Below are 19,789 nucleotides of genomic sequence, written 5' to 3' on the forward strand. Positions count from 1 at the left end.
GAGGGATCGAAGCCTTGCCTTGAAGGCAATGGTAGCTTGCCAAAACGATGCTGGAAGCATCGCTCTCCAGGCCTTGTACTTGCTGCACCCCACGGACACAGGAAAACTCTTCATGCAACGTACCGAAAGCCTTGCCGCGGCCGCCGCCTATTTCGACGACGGCAGCTTCTTTGCCGATCTGCAGCGGCGCATCGCCTTTCGCACCGAAAGCGACACCGGCGCTGCCACGCCCGCGCTCGGTGCCTACCTGCGGGAGGAACTGGTGCCGCCGCTGATTGCGCTGGGCTTCGAGTGCGAGATCGTCGAGAACCCGGTGCCCGGCGGCGGGCCGTTCCTGATTGCGCGGCGCATCGAAGACCCCGCATTGCCCACCGTGCTGAGCTACGGCCACGGCGACGTGGTGAGCGGGCAGGACGCGCATTGGGACGAAGGCCTCGGGCCCTGGGCGCTCACCGTGCGCGGCGACCGCTGGTACGGGCGCGGCACGGCCGACAACAAGGGCCAGCACACCATTGCGCTCGGCGGGCTGGCCGCCGCGCTGCGTGCGCGGGGCGGGCGCCTGGGCTACAACGTCACCTGGCTTATCGAAACAGGCGAAGAGGCCGCGTCACCGGGCCTGCATGCGGTGTGCGAGCAGCAGCGCGACAAACTGCGCGCCGACCTGTTCATTGCCAGCGACGGGCCGCGCGTGAGCGCCGAGCGGCCCACGCTTTTTCTTGGCTCGCGCGGCGCCGTCAATTTCAGCCTGCGGCTGCGTGCACGGGCGCGGGGTTACCACTCGGGCAACTGGGGCGGCGTGCTCGCCAACCCGGCCACGGTGCTGAGCCACGCGGTAGCCTCGCTGGTGGATGCGCGCGGTCGCATCCTGGTCGATGTCCTGCGCCCGCCGGAAATTCCGCAGGGCGTGCGCCAGGCGCTGGCCAATATTGGCATCGGAGGCGGTGCTGACGACCCCACGCTGGACGAAGGCTGGGGCGAGCCCGGTCTAAGCCCCGCGGAGCGGCTCGTAGCGTGGAACACCATCGAGGTGCTCGCACTCGGCGCCGGATCGCCCCAGCGGCCGGTGAACGCGATCCCCTCCGAGGCGGTCGCGCATTGCCAATTGCGTTTCGTGGTCGGAACGCCGTGGCGAGACTTGGCGAACATCGTGCGCGCACATCTCGACACGCACGGCTTCGGCAACGTCGACGTGCAGGTCACGCTCGAGGGCGCGGCCACGCGGCTCGACGTGGAGAACCCCTGGGTCGACTGGGCCCGGCGCTCCATCGAGCAAAGCAGCGGCCAGCGCATCGACCTGCTGCCCAACCTCGCGGGCTCGTTGCCCAACGACGTCTTTGCCGACCTCCTGGGCTTGCCCACGCTGTGGGTGCCGCATTCCTATCCGGCTTGTGCGCAGCATGCGCCCAACGAACACCTGCTGGCGCCACTCGCGCGGGAGGGCCTGCAGATCATGGCGGGCCTGTATTGGGACCTGGGCGAACCGGGGCTCGCGCCGTGGGCGGCCGAGAAAAAACAGCACGCCGCCTCCTGATTTTTCTTCTTGGACGAACGATGAAAACTGCTCTCTCCCATACCCTTCGAAGCCTGCTGGCCTGTGCTTCGGCCTTCATCGCCCTGCATGCGCCCGCGCTCGCGCAGGACGCCTGGCCCGACAGGCCCGTGAAGCTGGTCGTACCTTTTCCACCGGGTGGCGGCACCGACATCGTCGCGCGGGCGATGGGGCAGGGCTTGTCGGAGCGGCTCGGCCAGCCCGTGGTCATCGACAACAAGCCCGGCGCCTCCACCATCATCGGCACCGATGCGGTCGCCAAGGCCGCGCCGGACGGGTACACGCTGCTGCTCTCGGGCTCCACCAGCTACAGCGTGAACCCCGCGCTTCGCGCCAAGCTGCCCTACGATCCGGCGCGCGATCTCGCGCCCATTGCCATCGTCGCGCGCACGCCGCTGGTGCTGGTGGTGGGGGCCGGAACGCCATGGCGCTCGCTGCCCGAGCTCATTGCCGCCGCCAAGGCCAAGCCGAAGAGCATTCGCTACGCAACCTTCGGCGCCGGCTCGGGGCCGCACCTGGCGGGCGAACTTCTCGCGTTGGCCGCGGGCATTCAGCTGCAGGACATTCCGTACAAGGGCAGCAGCCAAGGCTCGATGGCGGTGATCGGCGGCGAGATCGAGATCGGCATCGACACCGTGGCCGCCGTGGCGCCGCATGTGCGCTCGGGCAAGCTGCGTGCGCTGGGCAACGTGGGCGCGACGCGCTCCAGCATGCTGCCCGAGGTGCGCACCCTGGCCGAACAGGGGCTGCCAGACGCGACCTTCGACGCCTGGTACGGCTTTGCCGCGCCGGCCCGCACGCCGGCACCGGTGCTCGACAAGCTGGCGCGGGCGGTCACCGCAACCATGAGCAGCCCGGCCTTGCAGGCGCAGCTTCGCACGCAAGGCATGGAGCCGGTGGCAATCGGCGCGGCGGCGTTCCGCAGCCAGATGGAGGGCGAGATCTCGCGCTATCGCGCGCTGGCCCATCGCGCAGGCATTGCGCCCGAATAACGTTGGCTCAGGCGGGCGTGCCGACGAAGTCGCGCAGCGCAAACAGCACTTCGTCGGGCGCCTCGCTCATCAGCGAGTGTCCCGCATGCACCGTGACGACCTTGCCCTGCTTCGCCTTGGAGGCGAGTGCCTTGGTGGCGCGCGGCGGCGTCATCTGGTCGGCATCGCCAAGCAGGAAGAGCACGGGGCATTGCACGGCTTCGATGGCTTGTTCGCCGTTGGCGTAGTCGTTGCAGGCCTTGAACCCGATGTGGAACACGTTGGCGCTGCGGTTGCTCGCGAGCACGCGGCGCATCAGCGCGCGCGAGCTGCCGTAGAGCCACGTGCCGGGGCCGAGCGAGGAGGGCGGCGGCGCAAGCAGCGAATGCGAGAAGTTGTTCACCATGGTGATGGCACGCTGCGGATCGTTGAGGGCGCCGTCGAGCAGTGCGGGCGACACGGTCATCGGGTAAGCGGTGCCCACCAGCGCAAGATGCGTAACGCGCTCGGGCGCGCGTGAGGCGGCCTCCAGCGCAATGAGCGAGCCGAAGCTGTGGCCTACCAGCGCAGCCTTTTGCACGCCGGCGGCGTCGAGCAGCGCAATGACGAACTGCGCGGCCTCTTCCACGCTGGCGGGTGGCGGCCCCTCGCTCTTGCAATGGCCGGGCAGGTCGAGCGCGAGCACGTTCCAGCCGTGGTTGGCGAACCAGCGGCTTTGCAGGATCCACACGCTGTGGTCGTTGAGCACGCCGTGGATGAACACCACGGTGGGCTTGTTTGCATCGAAGGCTTTGCCGCCTGTGTAGCAATAAGTGGTGTGGCTGTTGACGGTGTAGTTCATGTCGGTTGCTTTACCGTTGCGTTTGGAGTTGTGCGCGGCCTTGTTCAGGGCGCGTGCAAAGGCCACCGGGTACTCCCCTCCGCGAATGTCCCCCGCCTTCGGCTCCTCCTTTATTTCGCTGCGCGGAGCACCCGATGCCCTGTGCACTGGGGCACGCTGTTGGTGTGCGGCCGATCAACGACCACTGCTCATAACGCGCACGTCGATGTGGTGCCTTGCGCAGCGAAATAAAGGAGGAGGCCGCAGGCCGGGGGACATTCGCGGAGCAAGGTACCCCGTCGGCGGGTGCGCGCCCCGAATGAACGAACCCAAGAGCACCGAACACGAACACAAAGCATCCTCAACCCCCTGCCTTTTCCGCAGCCTTCAGCGCCCGCTTCAGGTCGTCGATCAGGTCCGCCGGATCTTCAAGACCGATCGAAAGCCGGATCGTCCCCTGCGAAATGCCCGCACCCGCCAGCGCCTCATCGGTCATGCGGAAGTGCGTGGTGCTGGCCGGGTGGATCACCAGGCTGCGGCAATCGCCCACATTCGCCAGGTGGCTGAAGAGCTTGAGCGCCTCGATGAATGCCTTGCCCTGCGCGCGGCTGCCCTTGATGTCGAAGCTGAACACCGCGCCCGCACCGCGTGCGCCGTGGCGCAACAGCTTTTGCGCCAGCGCGTGGCTCGGGTGCGATTCGATCAGCGGATGGCCCACGCGCGACACGAAGGGGTGGCTTGCGAGAAATTCGACCACCTTTTGCGTGTTGTCGATGTGGCGCTCCATGCGCAGCGGCAGGGTTTCGATGCCCTGCAAGATCAGCCAGGCGGTGTGCGGGCTCATGGAGGCGCCGAAGTCGCGCAGGCCTTCGCGCCGCGCGCGCAGCAGGAATGCACCGACCGTGCTCTCCTCGCTGAAGACCATGTTGTGAAAGCCGTCGTAGGCCTGGGTCAGCTCCGCAAATTTGCCCGACTTTTCCCAGTCGAAACTGCCGCCGTCGACCACCACGCCGCCAATCACGGTGCCATGGCCCGAGAGGAACTTGGTAGCCGAGTGGTAGACAAGGTCGGCGCCCCAGTCGAAGGGCTTGATGAGGTAGGGCGAGGTGAGCGTGGAGTCGACCAGCAGCGGCACACCGGCTTCGTGGGCAATGTCGCTCACCGCCGGAATGTCGAGCACGTCGAGCCCGGGGTTGCCCACGGTTTCGCCGAAGAAGAGCTTGGTTTCGGGGCGCACCGCGGCGCGCCAGCTGTCCAGGTCGCCGGGTTTCACGAAGGTGGTTTCGATGCCGAAGCGCCGCATCGTGTAGTGCAGCAGGTTCTGCGAGCCACCATAGAGCGCGGTGCTGGCCACGATGTGCGAGCCCGCGCCCATGAGCGTGGCGATCGAGAGGTGCAGCGCAGCCTGCCCGCTGGCGGTGGCAATGGCGCCGATGCCGCCTTCGAGCGCCGAAACGCGCTGCTCGAGCACCGCATTGGTCGGGTTGCTGATGCGCGAGTACACATGGCCCGCGCGCTCCAGGTTGAAGAGCGCGGCCGCATGGTCGCTCGACTCGAAGACAAAAGAAGTGGTGAGATGGATCGGCACCGCCCGCGCGCCGGTGGCGGGGTCGGGTGCGGCGCCGGCGTGCAGCGCCAAAGTATCGAATCCGGGGTCGGAATAGCCGGGCATGAGCACCTTTCTGGGTTCGTTCGCAATGCCCCGTTACGTCTGCTAATCATGCGCGCGCATCATGGGCGTGGGAGTCGGCGCCGATTGTGGGCTATATTCAATTCGGCACCGCCGCCGAGAACGATTTCCGAGAGGAGCACACGATGAAAGTCAGCGACATCCTTCGCGTCAAGGGCAACACGCTCTTCACCATCACGCCTGACGACCTGCTGGCCGAAGCGGTCAAGACCATGGCGGAAAAGGACATCGGCTCCCTGGTGGTCATGGAACACGGCGACCTGGTCGGCATGCTCACCTTCAGGGAAGTGATCGTGGCCCTGGTCGACAACGGTGGCCAGGTGGGCGGCACGCTCGTGCGCAAGGCCATGGATGACGCGCCCGTCACGTGCACCCTCGAAACCGAGCTCGACGAAATCCGCCGCATCATGCTGGAGCGCCACGCGCGCTACATGCCCGTGATGGACAAGCGCATGCTGATGGGCGTGATCAGCTTCTACGACGTGGCCAAGGCCGTGGTGGACAGCCAGAATTTCGAAAACAAGATGCTCAAGGCCTACATCCGCGACTGGCCTGAAGAGCAGTAGCCACGGCGGCGACAGCCACGCGGCCCGGCTGGCTTATTCCTTGATATTGGCCGTCTGCACGATCTTCTGATTGCGGGCGTACTCGGCCTGCACAAACTGCCCGAACTGCTCCGGCGTGCCGCTGCCGGGCAGGGCGCCTTGCTCGTTGAGCTTGGCACGCACCTGTTCCTCGGCCAGCACTGCGTTCAGCTCCTGGTTGAGGCGCGCCACCACGGCGGGCGGGGTCTTGGCGGGCGCGAAGATGCCGGTCCAGCTCACCATGTCGTAGCCCTTGAGACCGGGCATCTCGTTGAAGGTGGGCACGTTGGGCAGGGCCGCCAAGCGCTGGCCGCTGGTAATGCCCAGCGCCTTCAGACGGTTGCCGTTCACATGCGGAATGGCGCTGGTGCTGACCAGCATCGCCAGGTCGACCTGGTTGCCGATCACGTCGGTGGCAATCTGCGCGCCGCCGCGGTAGGGCACGTGGGTCACGAAGATGCCGCTGCGCTGCTTCAAGAGTTCCATGGCCAGCTGCAGCACCGTGCCCACGCCCGAGGTGGCGTAGTTGTAGCCGCCGGGCTTGGCCTTGGCGAGCTTCACGAAGTCGGCATAGGTCTGCGCCTCCAGGCCGGGGCGTGCCACCAGCACCATCGGCGCGGTGTTGAGCATGCCCACCGGCGCAAGATCCTTGAGCGGATCGAACTTGAAGGCCGAGGGGTTGACCAGCCGGCCGATGGCAATGGCGCTGTTGGGCCCGACCACCAGCGTATAGCCGTCGGGCGCCGCATTCACGGCCTTGGCCACGCCGATGGCGCCGCCCGCTCCACTGACGTTGTCGATGACGACCGACTGCTTCAGCCGCTCGGCCAGCCGGGTGGCAACGAGGCGGGCGTTGACGTCCACGCTGCCGCCCGCCGTGTAGGGAACGATCAGCGTGATCGGCTTGGCGGCGGGCCAGGCGGCCTGTGCGAGTGCCGCGGCGGGCAGCATCGAGCAAAGGGCGGCGGCAAGAAGAGTGCGGCGGGGCATGCTGAAGGGTTGGGTCATGGCTTGGCTCATTGCGGGTGGGCGGATTGCGGTTCTTGTGCGAGGCGGGCGCGCAGCGCGTCGAATTCCTGGCTCCATTGCGTGCGCCATGCGCGGCGCTGGGTGTCGTCGATCCATGCGCCGTCGAGCCCGTTGTGCATGAAGCCGCGCAGGTCGTCCAGGCCGAAGCCGAGGTCGCGCACCATCATCAGCCAGGCCTCGGTGGGCGTGACTTTGTGCAGCGTCGGGTCGTCGGTGTTGGGATGGATGCGCAGGCCCAGGCCGGGCATGCGGCGGATGGGATGGTCGAGAGCCCAGCGCTCCGGCGGCAGGGTGCGCAGGTAATAGGAATTGGTGGGCACCACGGTAAAGATCACGCCGCGCTCGGCGCACTCGCGTGCGAAGTCAGGTTGATCGACCACCGTGTAGCCGTGGTCGATGCGGTCGACATGCAGCGTGTCGAGCGCGGTGCGCACGTTGGTCCAGGGCATGCCGAACTCACCCGCGTGCGCCGTGGCCTTGAGCCCCGCGCGCCGCGCTTCGGCATACGCCTCCGCGAAAAGCTCGGGCGGCCGGTCGATCTCGCGGTAGTCGATGCCGATGCCGATCACCTCGTCGCAGCGGTACGCCTTGACCCACTCCACCATCTCGACGGCGGCCTCCGGGCTGGCCTCGCGGTCGATGGCGGCGATGAGGCGGCCCGTGATGCCGAACTCCTGCTGCGCGTCCTGGATGGCGCGCACGATCGCGCACTGCGCCATCGGATACGGAATGCCGGAGCCGTGCACGGTGCCTGTCGGGTTCCAGAAGAACTCGGCGTAGCGCACGTTGTGGGCCGCGGCGTCCTCCAGGTATTCGAGTGTCAGCTGGTACAGGTCGCCGGGGCTGCGCACCAGCTGCGCGTCGAGTGCTCGCAGCACACGCAGCACGCCGACGGGCTTTTCTCCGCGCGTATAGAAGCCTTCGATTTCATCGGCCGCCAGCGGCGAACCGGCGCGATGGTTCAGTTGCTTGAAGGTCTCGTGGCGCACCGTGCCGAACAGGTGGCAATGCAGCTCCACCTTGGGCATCGCATGCAGCATGGATTCCAGCGTGAGGGGCGGCAGATCGAGGCGGGTCATGCCGGGCAGTCTAGGGAGCGGCGCCTCATAAGCAAAATTTTGAATTTCTATAATTTGATTCATTGAATCAATCGCCTACCCAACTCCATGGCCTCTTCGCCGCTTCGGGCGCTCACGCTGCGCCAGCTTCAGTTCTTCTCGGTACTGGTGGAAGAAGGGCACTTCGCCGCGCGGCGCGCCGGTTGGCCATTACGCAGCCCGCGCTGAGCAATGCCATCAAGCAGATGGAAAAACTGCTCGGCGCCGAGCTGCTGACCCGTTCCACCCACCGGCTGGAGCTCACGTCGGTGGGCGCCGAGGTGCTGGCGCGCACCGACTTTTTGGTCAATGCGTTCGATGTGGCGCTGCGCGATATCGAGAGCACGGTGCAGCGCGGGCGGGCTTTCGTGCGCGTGGGGGTGATTCCTTCGGCGAGCGGGCGCGTCACGGCCGCGGCGAGTGAATTTCTCGAAACCGGACGGCGCGAGGTCGAAATTGCCTGGCGAGACGCACCGTCGACGGTCTTGCTGGCCGAACTCCGCAGCGGCCAGCTCGACATGACGGTTGCCGCCATCACGGAGCCACCAGGCGGCCTGACCTGCGTCGACCTGTTCCGCGACCCGCTGGTGCTGGTGGTGCGGCGCGACCACGCATTGGCCGCGGCCGATGACGCGAGCTGGGAGGCCATCGGCAAGGAACGGGTGGTGCTGTTCGAGAGCGGCAGCATGCCGGCGCTCGGCAACCCTGCCCGCGCGCAGTTCGAGCAGGGGCCCGAGCCCTACCGCGTCAGCTATTCCGAAACGCTGTATGCGCTGGTGCGAAGCGGCCAGGCGCTGGGGCTGATGCCGCGGCTCTACACCTCGTCGCTGCGCGATCCTGAACTGGTGGTGGTCCCGTTGTCGAAGCCGCGCATCGAGCGGCGGGTGGTGCTGGCCTACCTGCCGGGGCCGATGCGCAACGTGGCGGCGCAAGAGCTGATTGCGTTTCTGCGCGAGCGGCTCCCCCAGGCCGGCGAAGCCGCGGTACGGCGCGTGGCTGGGAAGGGGGTCGAAGCCGGCGCTGAACGCTGATTGATCTAGTGCAGCTCAGCCGCAGCGTGAATGGTTTCGCGCACGCGCGGATAGATCTGCGCATTCCACTTGCTGCCGCTGAAAACGCCATAGTGCCCCACGCCGGCCTGCAGGTGGTGCGCCTTCAGGTAGGGCCGGATGCCGGTGCACAGGTCTTGCGCCGCCACCGTCTGGCCGACCGCGCAGATGTCGTCGCGCTCGCCTTCCACGGTGAGCAGCGCGGTGCGGCGGATGGCGGCCGGGTTCACCGTGCGGTCGCCCACGGTGAGTACGCCGCGCGGCAGGTCGTAAGTCTGGAACACGCGTTCCACCGTCTCCAGGTAGAACTCGGCCGGCAGGTCGTTCACCGCCAGGTATTCCTCGTAGAAGGCGGCAATGGTGCGCGCCTTCTCGATCTCGCCCTCGACAAGATGCTTGGCCATGTCTTCGAACTGCTTCTTGTGGCGCTCGGGGTTCATGCTCATGAAGGCCGAAAGCTGCAGGAAGCCCGGGTACACGCGCCGCATCATGCCGGCATGCGGCCACGGCACGTGGCTGATGAGGTTGCGGCGGAACCACTCGATGGGCTTGCTGGTGGCGAGCTTGTTCACGCCGGTGGGGTTGATGCGGCAATCGACAGGGCCGGCCATGAGCGTCAGGCTGCGCGGCGTGGCGGGGTTGTCGTCTTCGGCCATGAGCGCGGTGGCGGCCAGCGCGGCCACGCAGGGCTGGCAGACCGCGACCATGTGCACGCCCGGGCCGACGGCCTCGAGAAACTGGATGAGCTGCAGCGTGTAGTCGTCCAGGCTGAAGCCGCCATGCCACAGCGGCACGTCGCGCGCGTTGTGCCAGTCGGTCAGGTACACGTCGTGGTCGCGCAGCAGGGTGCGCACGGTTTCGCGCAGCAGTGTCGCGAAGTGGCCCGACAGTGGTGCAACCAGCAGCACGGGCGGGTGCACGGCCTTTGAGTCCTTGCGGAAGTGCAGCAGCGTGCCGAAGGGCGAGACCAGTGTTCTCTCTTCGTGCACGCCGGTTTCCACGCCGTCCACCACCACGCTGTGAATGGCGTAGTCGGGCCGCGAATGGGTGAGCCGCATGCGCGAAAACACTTCGAACTGCGCGGCCATGCGCCGCACCATGGTGCGCTCGGTGCCGTCCTTCCAAAGTGCCTGGCCGAGGTACTGGGCTGCGAGCCGGGAGGGCGAGAGCAGGTCGGCTTGGTTCTGGTAGGCCCGGTACAACATATAAGTAGTACAGGCAAGTTGCGGGCCAAGCGGTGGCACAGGCCTTGCACGGCCATGGGAGCCAACCCGGCAGCAAGGCAGACCCGCCAAGGAGACCCACGATGGCCAAACCCGTTCTCACCATCAGCAGCAAGAACTACGGCGCCTGGGCGCTGCGCGGCTGGCTGATGTGCAGGCTGGCCGGGCTGGACTTCAGCGAAAAGATCATCCCGCCCGACGATCCGGCCATGAAGGCCGAGATGCTGCTGCTTTCGTCGTCGATGCTGGTGCCCTCGCTGCAGCACGGCAGCGTGAAGGTGTGGGACACGCTGGCCATCGGCGAATACCTGAACGAGATCAAGCCCAAGGCCGGGCTGCTGCCGGCCGACATCCAGGCCCGCGCCCATTGCCGCGCGATCTGCGGCGAAATGCATTCCGGCTTTGCTTCGATGCGCGGCGCCTTGCCGATGAACATCAAGGCGCGCTTTCCGGGCTTCAAGATCTGGTCGCGTGCGCAAGCCGATATCGACCGCATCGTCGCCATCTGGCGCGAGTGCCTGAAGACCTATGGCGGCCCCTTCCTGTTCGGCAAGCAGCCCGGCATGGCCGACGCCATGTACGCGCCGGTGGTCACGCGCTTTCTGAGTTACGACGTGCCGCTGGACTCCGTTTGCGCCTCTTATTGCAAGCGCGTGATGGACTTGCCCGCCATGCAGGAGTGGGTGACAGCCGCGAAGCAGGAACCCGAGGAAATCGACGAGTTGGACGCGGAGTTCTGAGCAGAGCCGGCCGCCTAGTGCCGGAACATCCGCAAGTCGAGCGTGCTTTCTTCGCCGAGCCACATGGCATGCGCCGTGTGGTCGGCCAGGTCGTCGCCCGTGACGCCGTGCACAAAAATGTCGAGGCCATTGCGGTTGGCTTCCAGCCACTCGATCACCTGGTCGAACTCGGCCGCGTCGAATGCCAGTTGGCAGCTCCAGTGCGGATGCGGCCCGACCAGCCGCTCGTGCACCCGGCCGACCACCACCATCAGCTCGCGGCCCGCGCGCTCGCACAGCTGCCTTGCCTGTGCGACCGTGTCGGGGCCGAAGTAGACGTGGGCGTGGTATTGCGGATAGAGGTTTTCAGGGCGGCGCGGCATAGCGGCTCATTGTGGCCCTAACCTGAAGCGCCCGCTGTAGCGGAATACGTCGCCGAACCAGCGGTGGCGCAGCACCATCTTCATGGTGAAGCCGTCGGCATCGGCCGGATCGGGCCGCTCCTCGACGTAGGCCGTGCCCAGCAGCAGGCCCAGCGGCAGCGGCAAGCGCAACTTGCCAAGGCGCCAGATGTAGCCTTTGTCGCGAAACACCAGCGCGCCTTCTTCCGCGCTCACGGCCAGGCGCATGCCGATGCCGAAGCGCACGTATTCGATCACCTCGTTGCCGCGCTCTGCCACATGGGCCATGTGCGAACGAAAGTGGAACGGCGCGCGGCCTTCGAAGCGGAAGACACGGTCCCAATACAAGAGGGCGTCGTCCGGCCGACAGCGGTAGTGCACATCGATCGGCACGCCGGTGCCGGTGTAGGGAACGAGTGCGCCGAACAGGCGGCCGAAGGGCAAGAGCAGCCTTGCCCAGGGTGCGTGGTGCACTTCGTCCATGGTGCCGCGCACGCACACGTGGGCATTCGAAAACGGCGCCATGGTGTAGTGGCGGCGGATCACGCCGCCCAGCCGCTCCCAGGCGGGGCCGAGCACTTGCTGGAAGACGGGCCGGCTGTCGTTCATGCGGCCGCCGCGGCTGCTTCGCTGCGCACCTTGTAGAAGCGCAGGATGTGCTCGGAAAAATCGCCGAGGAGAAAGTGCGCCACGCGGTCGGCGTACCAGTTGAAGCGCGTGCTTACGCGCCACGAAACGTCGATGCGAAGCTCCGTGCCGCCCTCGCGCGGGGTGAGGGTGTAGGCCGAGTCGCGCAGGTCGAAATAGTGGCCGCCGATGAGCACGTGGTCGTCCAGCGCACCGGCCGGAAAAGAATCGGGAGAAAAACGATAGCGCCATTCCACGCGCTTCAGCGGCTGCCAGTCGGTAACGACCTCGTCGAAGTGCACGTTCTTCTGCCATTGCACCTTGCGCACGCGGCCTTCGGGCGTTTGCTCGGTGACGGCCGCCACCGGCATGGGCACGCCGATGCGGTAGGCCCACGCATCGCCGACTTCGGTGGGGCGAATGTCGCGCACATCGTTGAGCTCATGCCACACGCGTTCCGCGGGTGCGGCGATGAAGACCGTGCGCGACGTTTTCGAGATCAGCTCCGGGTTGGGCAACTGCGGCTCGATGGCGCCGAGCAGCAGCGGCAGCACCGCAAAGCTGTAGAGCGCCGGCTTGGGCCAGTTGGTAACGCGGCAGACCAGCCCCATGGCCAGCCCGCCAAGGCTGCCCATGAAGGCGAACATCGGCACGATCACGATGGCGCAGATCATTCCCTCGATGTAGACCAGCAGCGTTCCGACCACGAACAGCGCGGTGGCGACCCAGGGCGCCCAGATGTAGTAGCCCCAGCCGCGCCGCTCGATTCGCTCGGCCATATAGACCGTGACGGCACCGCACACCGCGGGCGCAAGGTAAATGAAGGAGCCCAGCATGGCCGAGAAGCGCTGGCCCGGCAATCCGCTGAAGGCGATGCGCAGCACGAAGGCGGCCGCGGCGCCCACCAGCAGTGGCCAGAACCATGCGAAGGGCATGCGGCGTATTGGCGGCTCCTGCATTTCTGCGGCGCTGGTCGCGGTGGGCGGCAACTCGCGCGGTGTGGCTTCTTCGGGTTCGGTGCTCATGAAGGTTTCTTCTCCTCGTTGTGTTTGCTGTCTTGTTGTTTCGGTGGCGCTTGTTGTCAGCCGCTGCGCCTGGCGGTCACCATGCAGTAGTCGAAGTCGCGCCAGAAAACGCCCAGCACCAGGGCGCAGTAGCTCGCGACGATGTGCTTGCGGCGCCAGGGGCTGAGCTTGCCGCGCGCCTTCCAGAGTTCGGCCAGCGCAAAGCGCGTGGCCAGCGCCGGAATGTGCAGCGCGCTGGGCGCGACGCGCCAGCGCAGCGACTGCACTTTGACGTCTTCGAACCCGTTGTCGCGCAGCGCGGCCACAAAGTCTTCCTTCACGGCCAGCGTGGGCACGGCCCAGCTGTCGGCCCACAGGCGATGGAGCCAGCCGGCTATTCGGCCGGGCTGGCGCCGCAGCAGAAAGCCGTCGACCACCGCCAGCCGAGCGCCGGGCTTCAGCAGGCGTGCCGCCTCGCGCACGAAATCGGCCTTGGCCGTGCCGCTGGCGTAACAGGCGCTCTCCACCGCCCATGCGCCGTCGGCTTGCGCCGCCGGCAGGCCGGTGCGCGTGTAGTCAGCCTCGATGTGCGCCATGCGATCGGCCACGCCGGCCCGGGCGTCGAGCCGGGCGGCGATGCTGTTCTGCACCGCCACGTTCGTGACGGTGACGGCATACAGCGACGGGTCTTCGCTCACCAGCGTGCGCGCGGTGGCGCCGGCGCCGCAGCCCAGGTCGATCACGCAGCGGCGGGGTTGCGCGGCTTCCTGCTTCGAATCTGGAGCATCGGGCTCGTCGAGCTTCAGTGCGCGGCCGACCGCGCGGTTCATCTCAACGAGCATGCCTTCGCGCCGCAGCGGATTGAGCCCGAGCCGCCAGAAGCCGAAGTGCATGTTGTAGCTGGGGCTCCATGCGCGGTAGTCGTCGGCCACCTCGGTGAAGTAGTCCTGCGTGTCCGCGCGTGTGATGGCCGGGTTGGACAGCGGAGCTTCAGGCGTCTGCGCCGCACGGAAATCGGGCTGGAAAACATTGGGCACAAAAAGCTCCTTTTTTTTCTTTTCAGATTCGGCAATTGCCGCCGGCACATGTGGCCGACGAGCGGGCGGCCTTTCCGGCCAGCAGGGTGACCAGCCAGCGCGGCAGCCGGTAGCGGTTGCGCGCAAGCACCGCATAGGCGCGGTCGGCCAGCGGCGCGACGAGCGGCAGGTCGAGCAGGAAGCTGCCGCTCGGCAGCCCGACGGCATCGCGGCAGGCCCGAATGGCGGGGACGCCCTCGAACACCTGCCCGGTGGCGTCTACCGCGTGAATCGCCGTCATCAGCGCCTCGCGCGGCGCCGGCCCTTCGCTGAAGCCCGGCGGCGAGCAATCGACCAGTTGCAGACGCCCGGCGGCATCGCGCGCCTTCATGCCGTTCATCTCGGCCGCGCAGAGGGCGCAGGTGGCGTCGTAGTAGACGGTGAGGGGGTAGGTGACAGCAGGGTGCATGGTTTTGTTTCGTTATTTCTGTCAAAACAGAAATGATTGGGCAAAAAAGAGAAGCTCAGATCATCGGCAGGCTGGCGTGATGGGCATCCGGGTCATCGTCGTTTTTCTTCGGTGCCGTGGGCGCCGCCGGAGCTGCATCGCCGCGAACGAACTTCTGCACGCTGGCGCCCAGCGTCAGCACCTTGTCGAGCGTGCCGGGCGAGAGCCGCAGCATTTCGTCGGCCCACGTGGCGAGCTTGCTCATCAGGTCCATGGTGGAGCGAATGCGGTCTTGCGCATCGGCAGGCTCCTTCTGGAAGTCGGGGCTCGAGACGATTTCGCGCAGCACGCGGATGGTGGGATCGAACTCGCGTTCCTTGCGCTCGCGCACCACGGTGCGAAACAGCTCCCACACGTCGACGCTGGTTTCGAAGTAATCGCGGCGGTCGCCGAGGATGTGCGTGACCCGCACCAGGTTCCAGGCCTGCAGTTCCTTCAGGCTGTTGCTCACGTTGGAGCGGGCCACGCCCAAGGTGTCGGAGAGCTCTTCGGCATGCATCGGCTTGCCGTGCGCAAACAGCAGCGCATGAATTTGCGAAACCGTGCGGTTGACACCCCACATGGAGCCCATCTCGCCCCAGTGGAGGACGAACTTGCGTTGGATGTCGGTGAGTTCCATGCCTCGAAGTCTAGGATTTTAGAAATTTCCGTCAATAGAGAAATGCAAATTCATTTGCACATGCCGCTGGTTTGGAATACTGTATGTATAAACAGTAGTTAAAAGAAAGGTGCGCCACATGCCAGCTGCCCACATTCCCATCCACATCATCAAAGGCCGGGGCGCGGCCACGCACTTGGCACATCGCTTTTCGCGTGATGAGCGCAATGCGTTCGACGACGGCTGGGGCACGCTCGAAGAGGGCGCGGCCGAAGCCGAAGGCCTGCTGCCGCTGGCGACAGAGGTGCGCTTCGAAGACGTGAAGTCGGTGCTCAACCAGAACGAATCGCCCGACGTCTCGTTCGATCGTTCGCTCAACCCGTATCGGGGCTGCGAGCACGGCTGCATCTATTGCTTTGCACGGCCCACCCACAGTTACCTCAACCTCTCGCCGGGGCTCGACTTCGAAACCAAGCTCATTGCCAAGCGAAACATCGTCGAGGTGCTGCGTGCTGAACTCGGCCGAAAAAGCTACAAGCCGAGCCATGTCGCCATCGGCACCGCCACCGATTGCTATCAGCCCATCGAGCGCGAACTGCGGCTCACCCGTTCGATCATCGAGCTGCTGCAAGAAACACGGCACCCCTTTGCGCTGGTCACCAAGTCGAGCGCGGTGGAGCGCGACCTCGATCTGATCGCGCCCATGGCCGCCCAGCACCTGGCCGCGGTATACGTGACCGTCACCACGCTCGACGGCGAGCTGGCCCGCAAGCTCGAGCCGCGTGCCGCCGCGCCGCATCGGCGGCTGCGCACCATTCGCACCCTGGCCGAGGCGGGCGTGCCGGTGGGGGTGAGCGTGGCGCCGCAGATTCCGTTCGTCAACGAAGACATGGAGCAGGTGCTCGAAGCGGCCTGGGAGGCCGGTGCGCGCAGCGCCTTCTACACGGTGATACGGCTGCCGTGGGAGGTGGCGCCGCTCTTCAAGGAGTGGCTGGCGTTGCACTACCCGCAGCGGGCGGACCGCATCATGGCACGCATCCACGAAATGCGCGGCGGCAAGGACTACGACGCCGACTTTGCCACGCGCATGAAGGGCACCGGCCTCTGGGCCGACCTGATCCGCCAGCGCTTCGAGAAGGCGGCAAACCGCATCGGCTTCAACCGCGAACGCATTCCGCTCGACCTGGGCGCCTTTCGGCCGCCGGGTGCGGCGGGGCAGGGCCGTCTTTTCTGAGGGCTGGTCCCGTGCGGCCTGCAGCCGGGCATCGCATCAAATCCGCTTCAAAATAAGCGGTAGATTCAACCCACCGGCGGCATCGGCCGTCCGGCCTTGGCTGCAAAGGTACGCATGAACGGGACATGGATAGTGGTGATGGGAGTTTCAGGCTGCGGCAAATCGAGCCTGGGGGCGGCGCTTGCGACCGCCTTTGCGCTGCCGCTGATCGAAGGGGACGACCACCACCCTGCGTCGAACGTCGAAAAAATGCGCCATGGCATCCCCTTGACCGATGCCGACCGCGCCGGCTGGCTTGCCACGCTGGGCCGTGCGCTTGCCGACAAGCCGCAGGGCGCGGTGCTGACTTGCTCTGCGCTCAAGCGCGCCTACCGCGAGCAGCTGCGTGCGGCCGTGCCGGACCTGCGGTTCGTGTTCATGGCCATCGAACGCGACGAGGCCGAGCGGCGCGTGGCCGCGCGTGCGGGTGCGGGCGAGCACATGTTCCCGGCCAGCCTCGTGGCCAACCAGTTCGCCACGCTCGAATCGCCGGTGGGCGAGGCCGGCGTCGTCGCTGTCGACGCGACCGCACCGCTGACGGAACTGGTGGCGCAGGTGAAGCGCGAAATCCCTGAAGCTGCGCAGGGGTAGGGCGCAAGCCCCTCTGCGCGGCGCGCCCGCGTTAGATCACTTCAGGCCAGTTGGTATGGAAGAACTCGCCCGCGGGCTTGTCGACCCGCTCATACGTGTGCGCGCCAAAAAAGTCGCGCTGTGCCTGCAGCAGGTTTGCCGATAGGCGCTCGGTGCGATAGCTGTCGTAATAGGCGAGCGACGCGCTGAACGCCGGCACCGGAATGCCGTTGCTCACCGCCAGCGCCACCACGTCGCGCCAGTTCTGCTGCGTGCGGTTGAGCAGGTCCTTGAAGAACGGGTCGAGCATCAGGTTGCCCAAACCAGGATCGGTGCGGTAGGCGTCGGTGATGCGATTCAGGAAGCGCGCGCGAATGATGCAGCCGCCGCGCCAGATTGCCGCGATGCGGCCGAGGTCGAGCTTCCACTCCTTCTTTTCGCCCATCGTCTTGATGAGGTCGAAGCCTTGGGTGTAGCTGATGACCTTCGAGGCATAGAGCGCGTCGTGCACCTTGGCAACGAGCGCCTTCTTCTCGAGCGAGAGCGCGGCCTTCGGCCCCTGCAGCAGCTTGCTTGCGGCCACGCGCTGCTTCTTTTGCGAAGACAGCACGCGTGCTTCAACGGCCGCGTTGATGGTGCTGATGACCACCGCGTTCTCGGCCGCGTTGATGAGCGTCCATTGGCCCGTGCCCTTCTGGCCCGCCTTGTCGAGAATCACGTCGACGATCGGCTTGCCCGTTTCCGGGTCTTTCTGTTCGAGTGCCTTGGCGGTGATCTGGATCAGGTAGCTCTGCAGCTCGCCGTCGTTCCATTCGTTGAAGACCGCCGCCATCTCGTCGGTGGTGAAGCCGGCGGCCTTGAACAGGCTGTAGGCCTCGCAGATCAGCTGCATGTCGCCGTACTCGATGCCGTTGTGCACCATCTTCACGTAGTGGCCCGCGCCGCCCGGGCCGATGTGAATCACGCAAGGCTCGCCGTCGACCTTGGCTGCAATGCTCTCGAAGATCGGCTTCATCACCTCCCACGTGGAAAGCGGCCCGCCCGGCATGATCGAGGGGCCCTTGCGCGCGCCTTCCTCGCCGCCCGACACGCCCGCACCGATGAAGCGCAGGCCCTTGGCCGAGAGGTACGCATCGCGGCGTTCGGTATCGGTGTAGAGGCTGTTGCCGCCGTCGATGACGATGTCGTCCTTGTCGAGCAGCGGAATCAGCTGCTCGATGACCTGGTCGACCGGCGCGCCCGCCTTCACCATGATCTGGATCTTGCGCGGCTTGGCAAGGCTCTGAACGAACTCCTCCAGCGTCTTCGCGCCGACCAGCTTCTTGCCCGGATTTGCGGCCACGAAGGCCTCGGTGGTGGCTTCGGTGCGGTTGTACACGCTGACCTGGAAGCCGCGGCTTTCCACGTTCAGCACCAGGTTCTGGCCCATCACGGCCAGGCCGATCAAACCGAAATCGCTTTTGTTGCTCATGGCCCTTCTTTCCTGTGCGATAGATGTGACCGGCATTGTGCCGGGGGTGCCGCGGAGCTGCTGCTGGAGCGCGCCTATGGCCGAGCGCGTTGCAGGGGCGGCAGCTCAGCCGCCGAAGAGCGCATCGAACACGCGGATCGAGGCATACGCATCGTTGGCCGCGTAGCGGATCTGCGCTTCGGTCAGCTGCTTGTTGGCCCAGTTCGACGTGGTCGCCTTGCGCGACTTGACGAAGCGCCGGTTGAACACGAGTGCAACGGCCGTCTTCACGCCCACCGACTTGCGATAGCCGCGGCGGCGAAACTCGGTGTCGATGTCGAACACCGCCTTCGGTTCGATATTGAGGCGGTTGCGTATGAGCGTGAGATCGCTCGAAAGCCCGAAGCCGACCTTCCTGAGTTCGGTCGAGGCCAGCAGCGCCGCGACGACCGGGTTGCATTCGGTGCGGTGCAGCTGGAACAGCCAGGCCTTCTCGCGGGTGGAAAACTGCACCACGTGCGGGCCGCCCGACACTTCGTTCTTGGCGAAGGTGGGCTTCGATTCGGTGTCGAAGCCTGCAACGCCCGCGGCCAGCAACGCGGCAGCGGCGTGCTCGGCGTCTTGCAGCGTTGTGACGACGACGATCTCCTGGAGGCCGAGGCCTTCGAAGGCTTCCAGCAGGGCGATCTGCTCGCGTTCGGGAAGGGGCGGCAACGCGATGGTGTCGCCGCTCACGAGGAGGCTGCTTTCTTTTTCTTCACTGGGGCTTTCTTTGCTGGTGTTTTCTTGGCGGCCGACTTGCCGGCGGTGATTTTTTTCTGCTTTGGCGGCTGGCCCGACCGCAAGGCCGCTTCGTAGGCCCGGCGGCCCCAGAGCGCGGCTTCGAGCCGGTCCTCGAAGAGATCGGCAGGGGCTTGCCGGTACGACATCGGCATGGTCTTGCCGTTGCGCTCGTAGGTGAACGGCGGCAGATTCAGTTTGTCGAAATGTTCGGCGCTGTCGGCATCGGACTTCAGGTAGAGCGTGTCCTTGGCAATTAGCGCGATCATCCGCCCTTCGTGCCACACGCCGTGCCCGCCGAACATGCGGCGCGTCTGGATGCGGCCGAGGCGCTCGAAGATCTCGTGCAGGCTTTCTACAAACTCACTCATGGCGCTGGCGCCGTGGCACTCGCCTTTGGGGCGGCTCCGCAGCTCATGCGGTGATCTCGATGCGGTTGCCGTCCGGGTCGAGGACCACGCTTTCGTAGTAGCCGTCGCCGGTGCGGCGCGGTCCATCGAGCAGCGGGTAGCCGTCGGCCTTCAGGCGCTGCGTGAGCTCGTCCACCGCCGCATCGGAACCCACGCTGATGGCCAGGTGCGTCCAGCCCATGCGCTGCGCGCCGGGTTCGGCGGGTAGGGGCGAGAGGGTACTGGTGGTCATGGCCTCGATGCGGGCGCCGTCGCCCAGGCTCAGGAAGCACGATGCAAAACCCTTGGCCGGGTTGACATAGCCCGCACCGGCCGTGGCGCCGAAGTAGTCGACGTAGAAGCGCTTGCAGCGTTCGAGATCGGTGGTCCAGAGAGCGATGTGATCGATGCGCATGGAAAGACAAGACGAAGGAAGAGGGCA

22 protein-coding genes are annotated in these 19,789 nt (G+C 66.2%); 7 read left to right on the top strand and 15 right to left on the bottom strand.

The features are described 5' to 3' along the window. Window positions 1-112: 112 nt before the first annotated feature. Together M0765_RS17855 and M0765_RS17860 are read left to right on the top strand one after the other, a co-directional pair. Complete coding sequence (locus M0765_RS17855) at window positions 113-1,531, top strand: M20 family metallopeptidase (protein ID WP_258505114.1); 1,419 nt, start codon at window positions 113-115, stop codon at window positions 1,529-1,531. Window positions 1,532-1,551: 20 nt separating this feature from the next. Continuing rightward, on the top strand, window positions 1,552-2,541 hold the full coding sequence (locus M0765_RS17860) for a Bug family tripartite tricarboxylate transporter substrate binding protein (RefSeq protein WP_258505115.1): 990 nt from the start codon (window positions 1,552-1,554) through the stop codon (window positions 2,539-2,541). A 7-nt stretch (window positions 2,542-2,548) separates the two neighbouring features. Here M0765_RS17860 and M0765_RS17865 read toward each other — a convergent pair whose 3' ends face one another. Then, window positions 2,549-3,361 carry an alpha/beta fold hydrolase gene (locus tag M0765_RS17865; RefSeq protein WP_258505116.1) on the bottom strand — a complete coding sequence of 271 codons (813 nt, stop codon included), beginning with the start codon at window positions 3,359-3,361 and terminating at the stop codon, window positions 2,549-2,551. Between the two features lie 340 nt (window positions 3,362-3,701). Further along, on the bottom strand, window positions 3,702-5,012 hold the full coding sequence (locus M0765_RS17870; RefSeq protein WP_258505118.1) for an O-acetylhomoserine aminocarboxypropyltransferase: 1,311 nt from the start codon (window positions 5,010-5,012) through the stop codon (window positions 3,702-3,704). 143 nt (window positions 5,013-5,155) lie between these two features. Here M0765_RS17870 and M0765_RS17875 point away from each other — a divergent pair, with 143 nt between their 5' ends. Further along, window positions 5,156-5,596, top strand: a complete 441-nt coding sequence (locus M0765_RS17875) for a CBS domain-containing protein (protein WP_126747450.1) — start codon at window positions 5,156-5,158, stop codon at window positions 5,594-5,596. 33 nt (window positions 5,597-5,629) lie between these two features. Here M0765_RS17875 and M0765_RS17880 read toward each other — a convergent pair whose 3' ends face one another. Together M0765_RS17880 and add are read right to left on the bottom strand one after the other, a co-directional pair. Then, window positions 5,630-6,622 carry a Bug family tripartite tricarboxylate transporter substrate binding protein gene (locus tag M0765_RS17880; protein WP_258505120.1) on the bottom strand — a complete coding sequence of 331 codons (993 nt, stop codon included), beginning with the start codon at window positions 6,620-6,622 and terminating at the stop codon, window positions 5,630-5,632. 8 nt (window positions 6,623-6,630) lie between these two features. Next, window positions 6,631-7,722: an adenosine deaminase gene (gene add / locus M0765_RS17885; protein WP_258505121.1), complete on the bottom strand. Its 1,092-nt coding sequence runs from the start codon at window positions 7,720-7,722 to the stop codon at window positions 6,631-6,633. 182 nt (window positions 7,723-7,904) lie between these two features. Here add and M0765_RS17890 point away from each other — a divergent pair, with 182 nt between their 5' ends. Further along, the gene (locus M0765_RS17890; RefSeq protein ID WP_258505123.1) at window positions 7,905-8,771 is read left to right on the top strand and encodes a LysR family transcriptional regulator; all 867 of its coding nucleotides are present in this window, start codon (window positions 7,905-7,907) and stop codon (window positions 8,769-8,771) included. Window positions 8,772-8,776: 5 nt separating this feature from the next. Here the strand turns inward: M0765_RS17890 and M0765_RS17895 are convergent, their stop codons facing one another. Further along, window positions 8,777-9,994, bottom strand: a complete 1,218-nt coding sequence (locus tag M0765_RS17895; protein WP_258505125.1) for a polyhydroxyalkanoate depolymerase — start codon at window positions 9,992-9,994, stop codon at window positions 8,777-8,779. A 101-nt stretch (window positions 9,995-10,095) separates the two neighbouring features. On the opposite strand from M0765_RS17895, the gene M0765_RS17900 reads away from it, so the two are divergent. Next, window positions 10,096-10,752 carry a glutathione S-transferase gene (locus M0765_RS17900; RefSeq protein WP_258505127.1) on the top strand — a complete coding sequence of 219 codons (657 nt, stop codon included), beginning with the start codon at window positions 10,096-10,098 and terminating at the stop codon, window positions 10,750-10,752. A gap of 14 nt (window positions 10,753-10,766) precedes the next feature. On the opposite strand, the gene M0765_RS17905 is transcribed toward M0765_RS17900, so the two are convergent. Genes M0765_RS17905 through M0765_RS17930 form a run of 6 tightly spaced genes read right to left on the bottom strand, consistent with a single transcriptional unit; the run spans window position 10,767 to window position 14,906 of the window. Then, on the bottom strand, window positions 10,767-11,114 hold the full coding sequence (locus M0765_RS17905) for a DOPA 4,5-dioxygenase family protein (RefSeq protein ID WP_258505128.1): 348 nt from the start codon (window positions 11,112-11,114) through the stop codon (window positions 10,767-10,769). A gap of 6 nt (window positions 11,115-11,120) precedes the next feature. Then, window positions 11,121-11,741, bottom strand: a complete 621-nt coding sequence (locus M0765_RS17910; protein ID WP_258505129.1) for a DUF4166 domain-containing protein — start codon at window positions 11,739-11,741, stop codon at window positions 11,121-11,123. After that, window positions 11,738-12,784: an SRPBCC domain-containing protein gene (locus M0765_RS17915; RefSeq protein WP_258505130.1), complete on the bottom strand. Its 1,047-nt coding sequence runs from the start codon at window positions 12,782-12,784 to the stop codon at window positions 11,738-11,740. The genes M0765_RS17910 and M0765_RS17915 overlap by 4 nt, the downstream gene beginning before the upstream one ends. 56 nt (window positions 12,785-12,840) lie before the next feature. After that, window positions 12,841-13,800 carry an SAM-dependent methyltransferase gene (locus tag M0765_RS17920; RefSeq protein WP_258505132.1) on the bottom strand — a complete coding sequence of 320 codons (960 nt, stop codon included), beginning with the start codon at window positions 13,798-13,800 and terminating at the stop codon, window positions 12,841-12,843. 22 nt (window positions 13,801-13,822) lie between these two features. Next, on the bottom strand, window positions 13,823-14,248 hold the full coding sequence (locus tag M0765_RS17925; RefSeq protein WP_258505134.1) for a thiol-disulfide oxidoreductase DCC family protein: 426 nt from the start codon (window positions 14,246-14,248) through the stop codon (window positions 13,823-13,825). 55 nt (window positions 14,249-14,303) lie between these two features. Further along, window positions 14,304-14,906 (bottom strand): GbsR/MarR family transcriptional regulator, encoded by a 603-nt coding sequence (locus M0765_RS17930; RefSeq protein WP_258505135.1) that lies wholly within the window; start codon window positions 14,904-14,906, stop codon window positions 14,304-14,306. Window positions 14,907-15,024: 118 nt separating this feature from the next. On the opposite strand from M0765_RS17930, the gene M0765_RS17935 reads away from it, so the two are divergent. Further along, on the top strand, window positions 15,025-16,119 hold the full coding sequence (locus M0765_RS17935; protein ID WP_258505137.1) for a PA0069 family radical SAM protein: 1,095 nt from the start codon (window positions 15,025-15,027) through the stop codon (window positions 16,117-16,119). Window positions 16,120-16,257: 138 nt separating this feature from the next. Beyond that, window positions 16,258-16,749 (top strand): gluconokinase, encoded by a 492-nt coding sequence (locus tag M0765_RS17940; RefSeq protein WP_258505139.1) that lies wholly within the window; start codon window positions 16,258-16,260, stop codon window positions 16,747-16,749. Between the two features lie 31 nt (window positions 16,750-16,780). Here M0765_RS17940 and gnd read toward each other — a convergent pair whose 3' ends face one another. The 4 genes from gnd to M0765_RS17960 form a co-directional block, all read right to left on the bottom strand. Then, window positions 16,781-18,199: a decarboxylating NADP(+)-dependent phosphogluconate dehydrogenase gene (gene gnd / locus M0765_RS17945; protein ID WP_258505141.1), complete on the bottom strand. Its 1,419-nt coding sequence runs from the start codon at window positions 18,197-18,199 to the stop codon at window positions 16,781-16,783. A 105-nt stretch (window positions 18,200-18,304) separates the two neighbouring features. After that, a complete protein-coding gene (locus tag M0765_RS17950) occupies window positions 18,305-18,913 on the bottom strand; it encodes a 3'-5' exonuclease (RefSeq protein ID WP_258505143.1) in 609 nt (202 codons plus the stop codon). Continuing rightward, entirely contained in the window at window positions 18,910-19,455 is a 546-nt protein-coding gene (locus tag M0765_RS17955) for a TfoX/Sxy family protein (protein WP_258505145.1), read from the bottom strand. Before M0765_RS17955 ends, M0765_RS17950 begins: the two co-directional genes overlap by 4 nt. Next, the gene (locus tag M0765_RS17960; protein ID WP_258505147.1) at window positions 19,373-19,762 is read right to left on the bottom strand and encodes a VOC family protein; all 390 of its coding nucleotides are present in this window, start codon (window positions 19,760-19,762) and stop codon (window positions 19,373-19,375) included. The genes M0765_RS17955 and M0765_RS17960 overlap by 83 nt, the downstream gene beginning before the upstream one ends. Window positions 19,763-19,789: the final 27 nt, after the last annotated feature.

The organism is Variovorax sp. S12S4, assembly GCF_023195515.1.
Lineage (GTDB): Bacteria > Pseudomonadota > Gammaproteobacteria > Burkholderiales > Burkholderiaceae_C > Variovorax.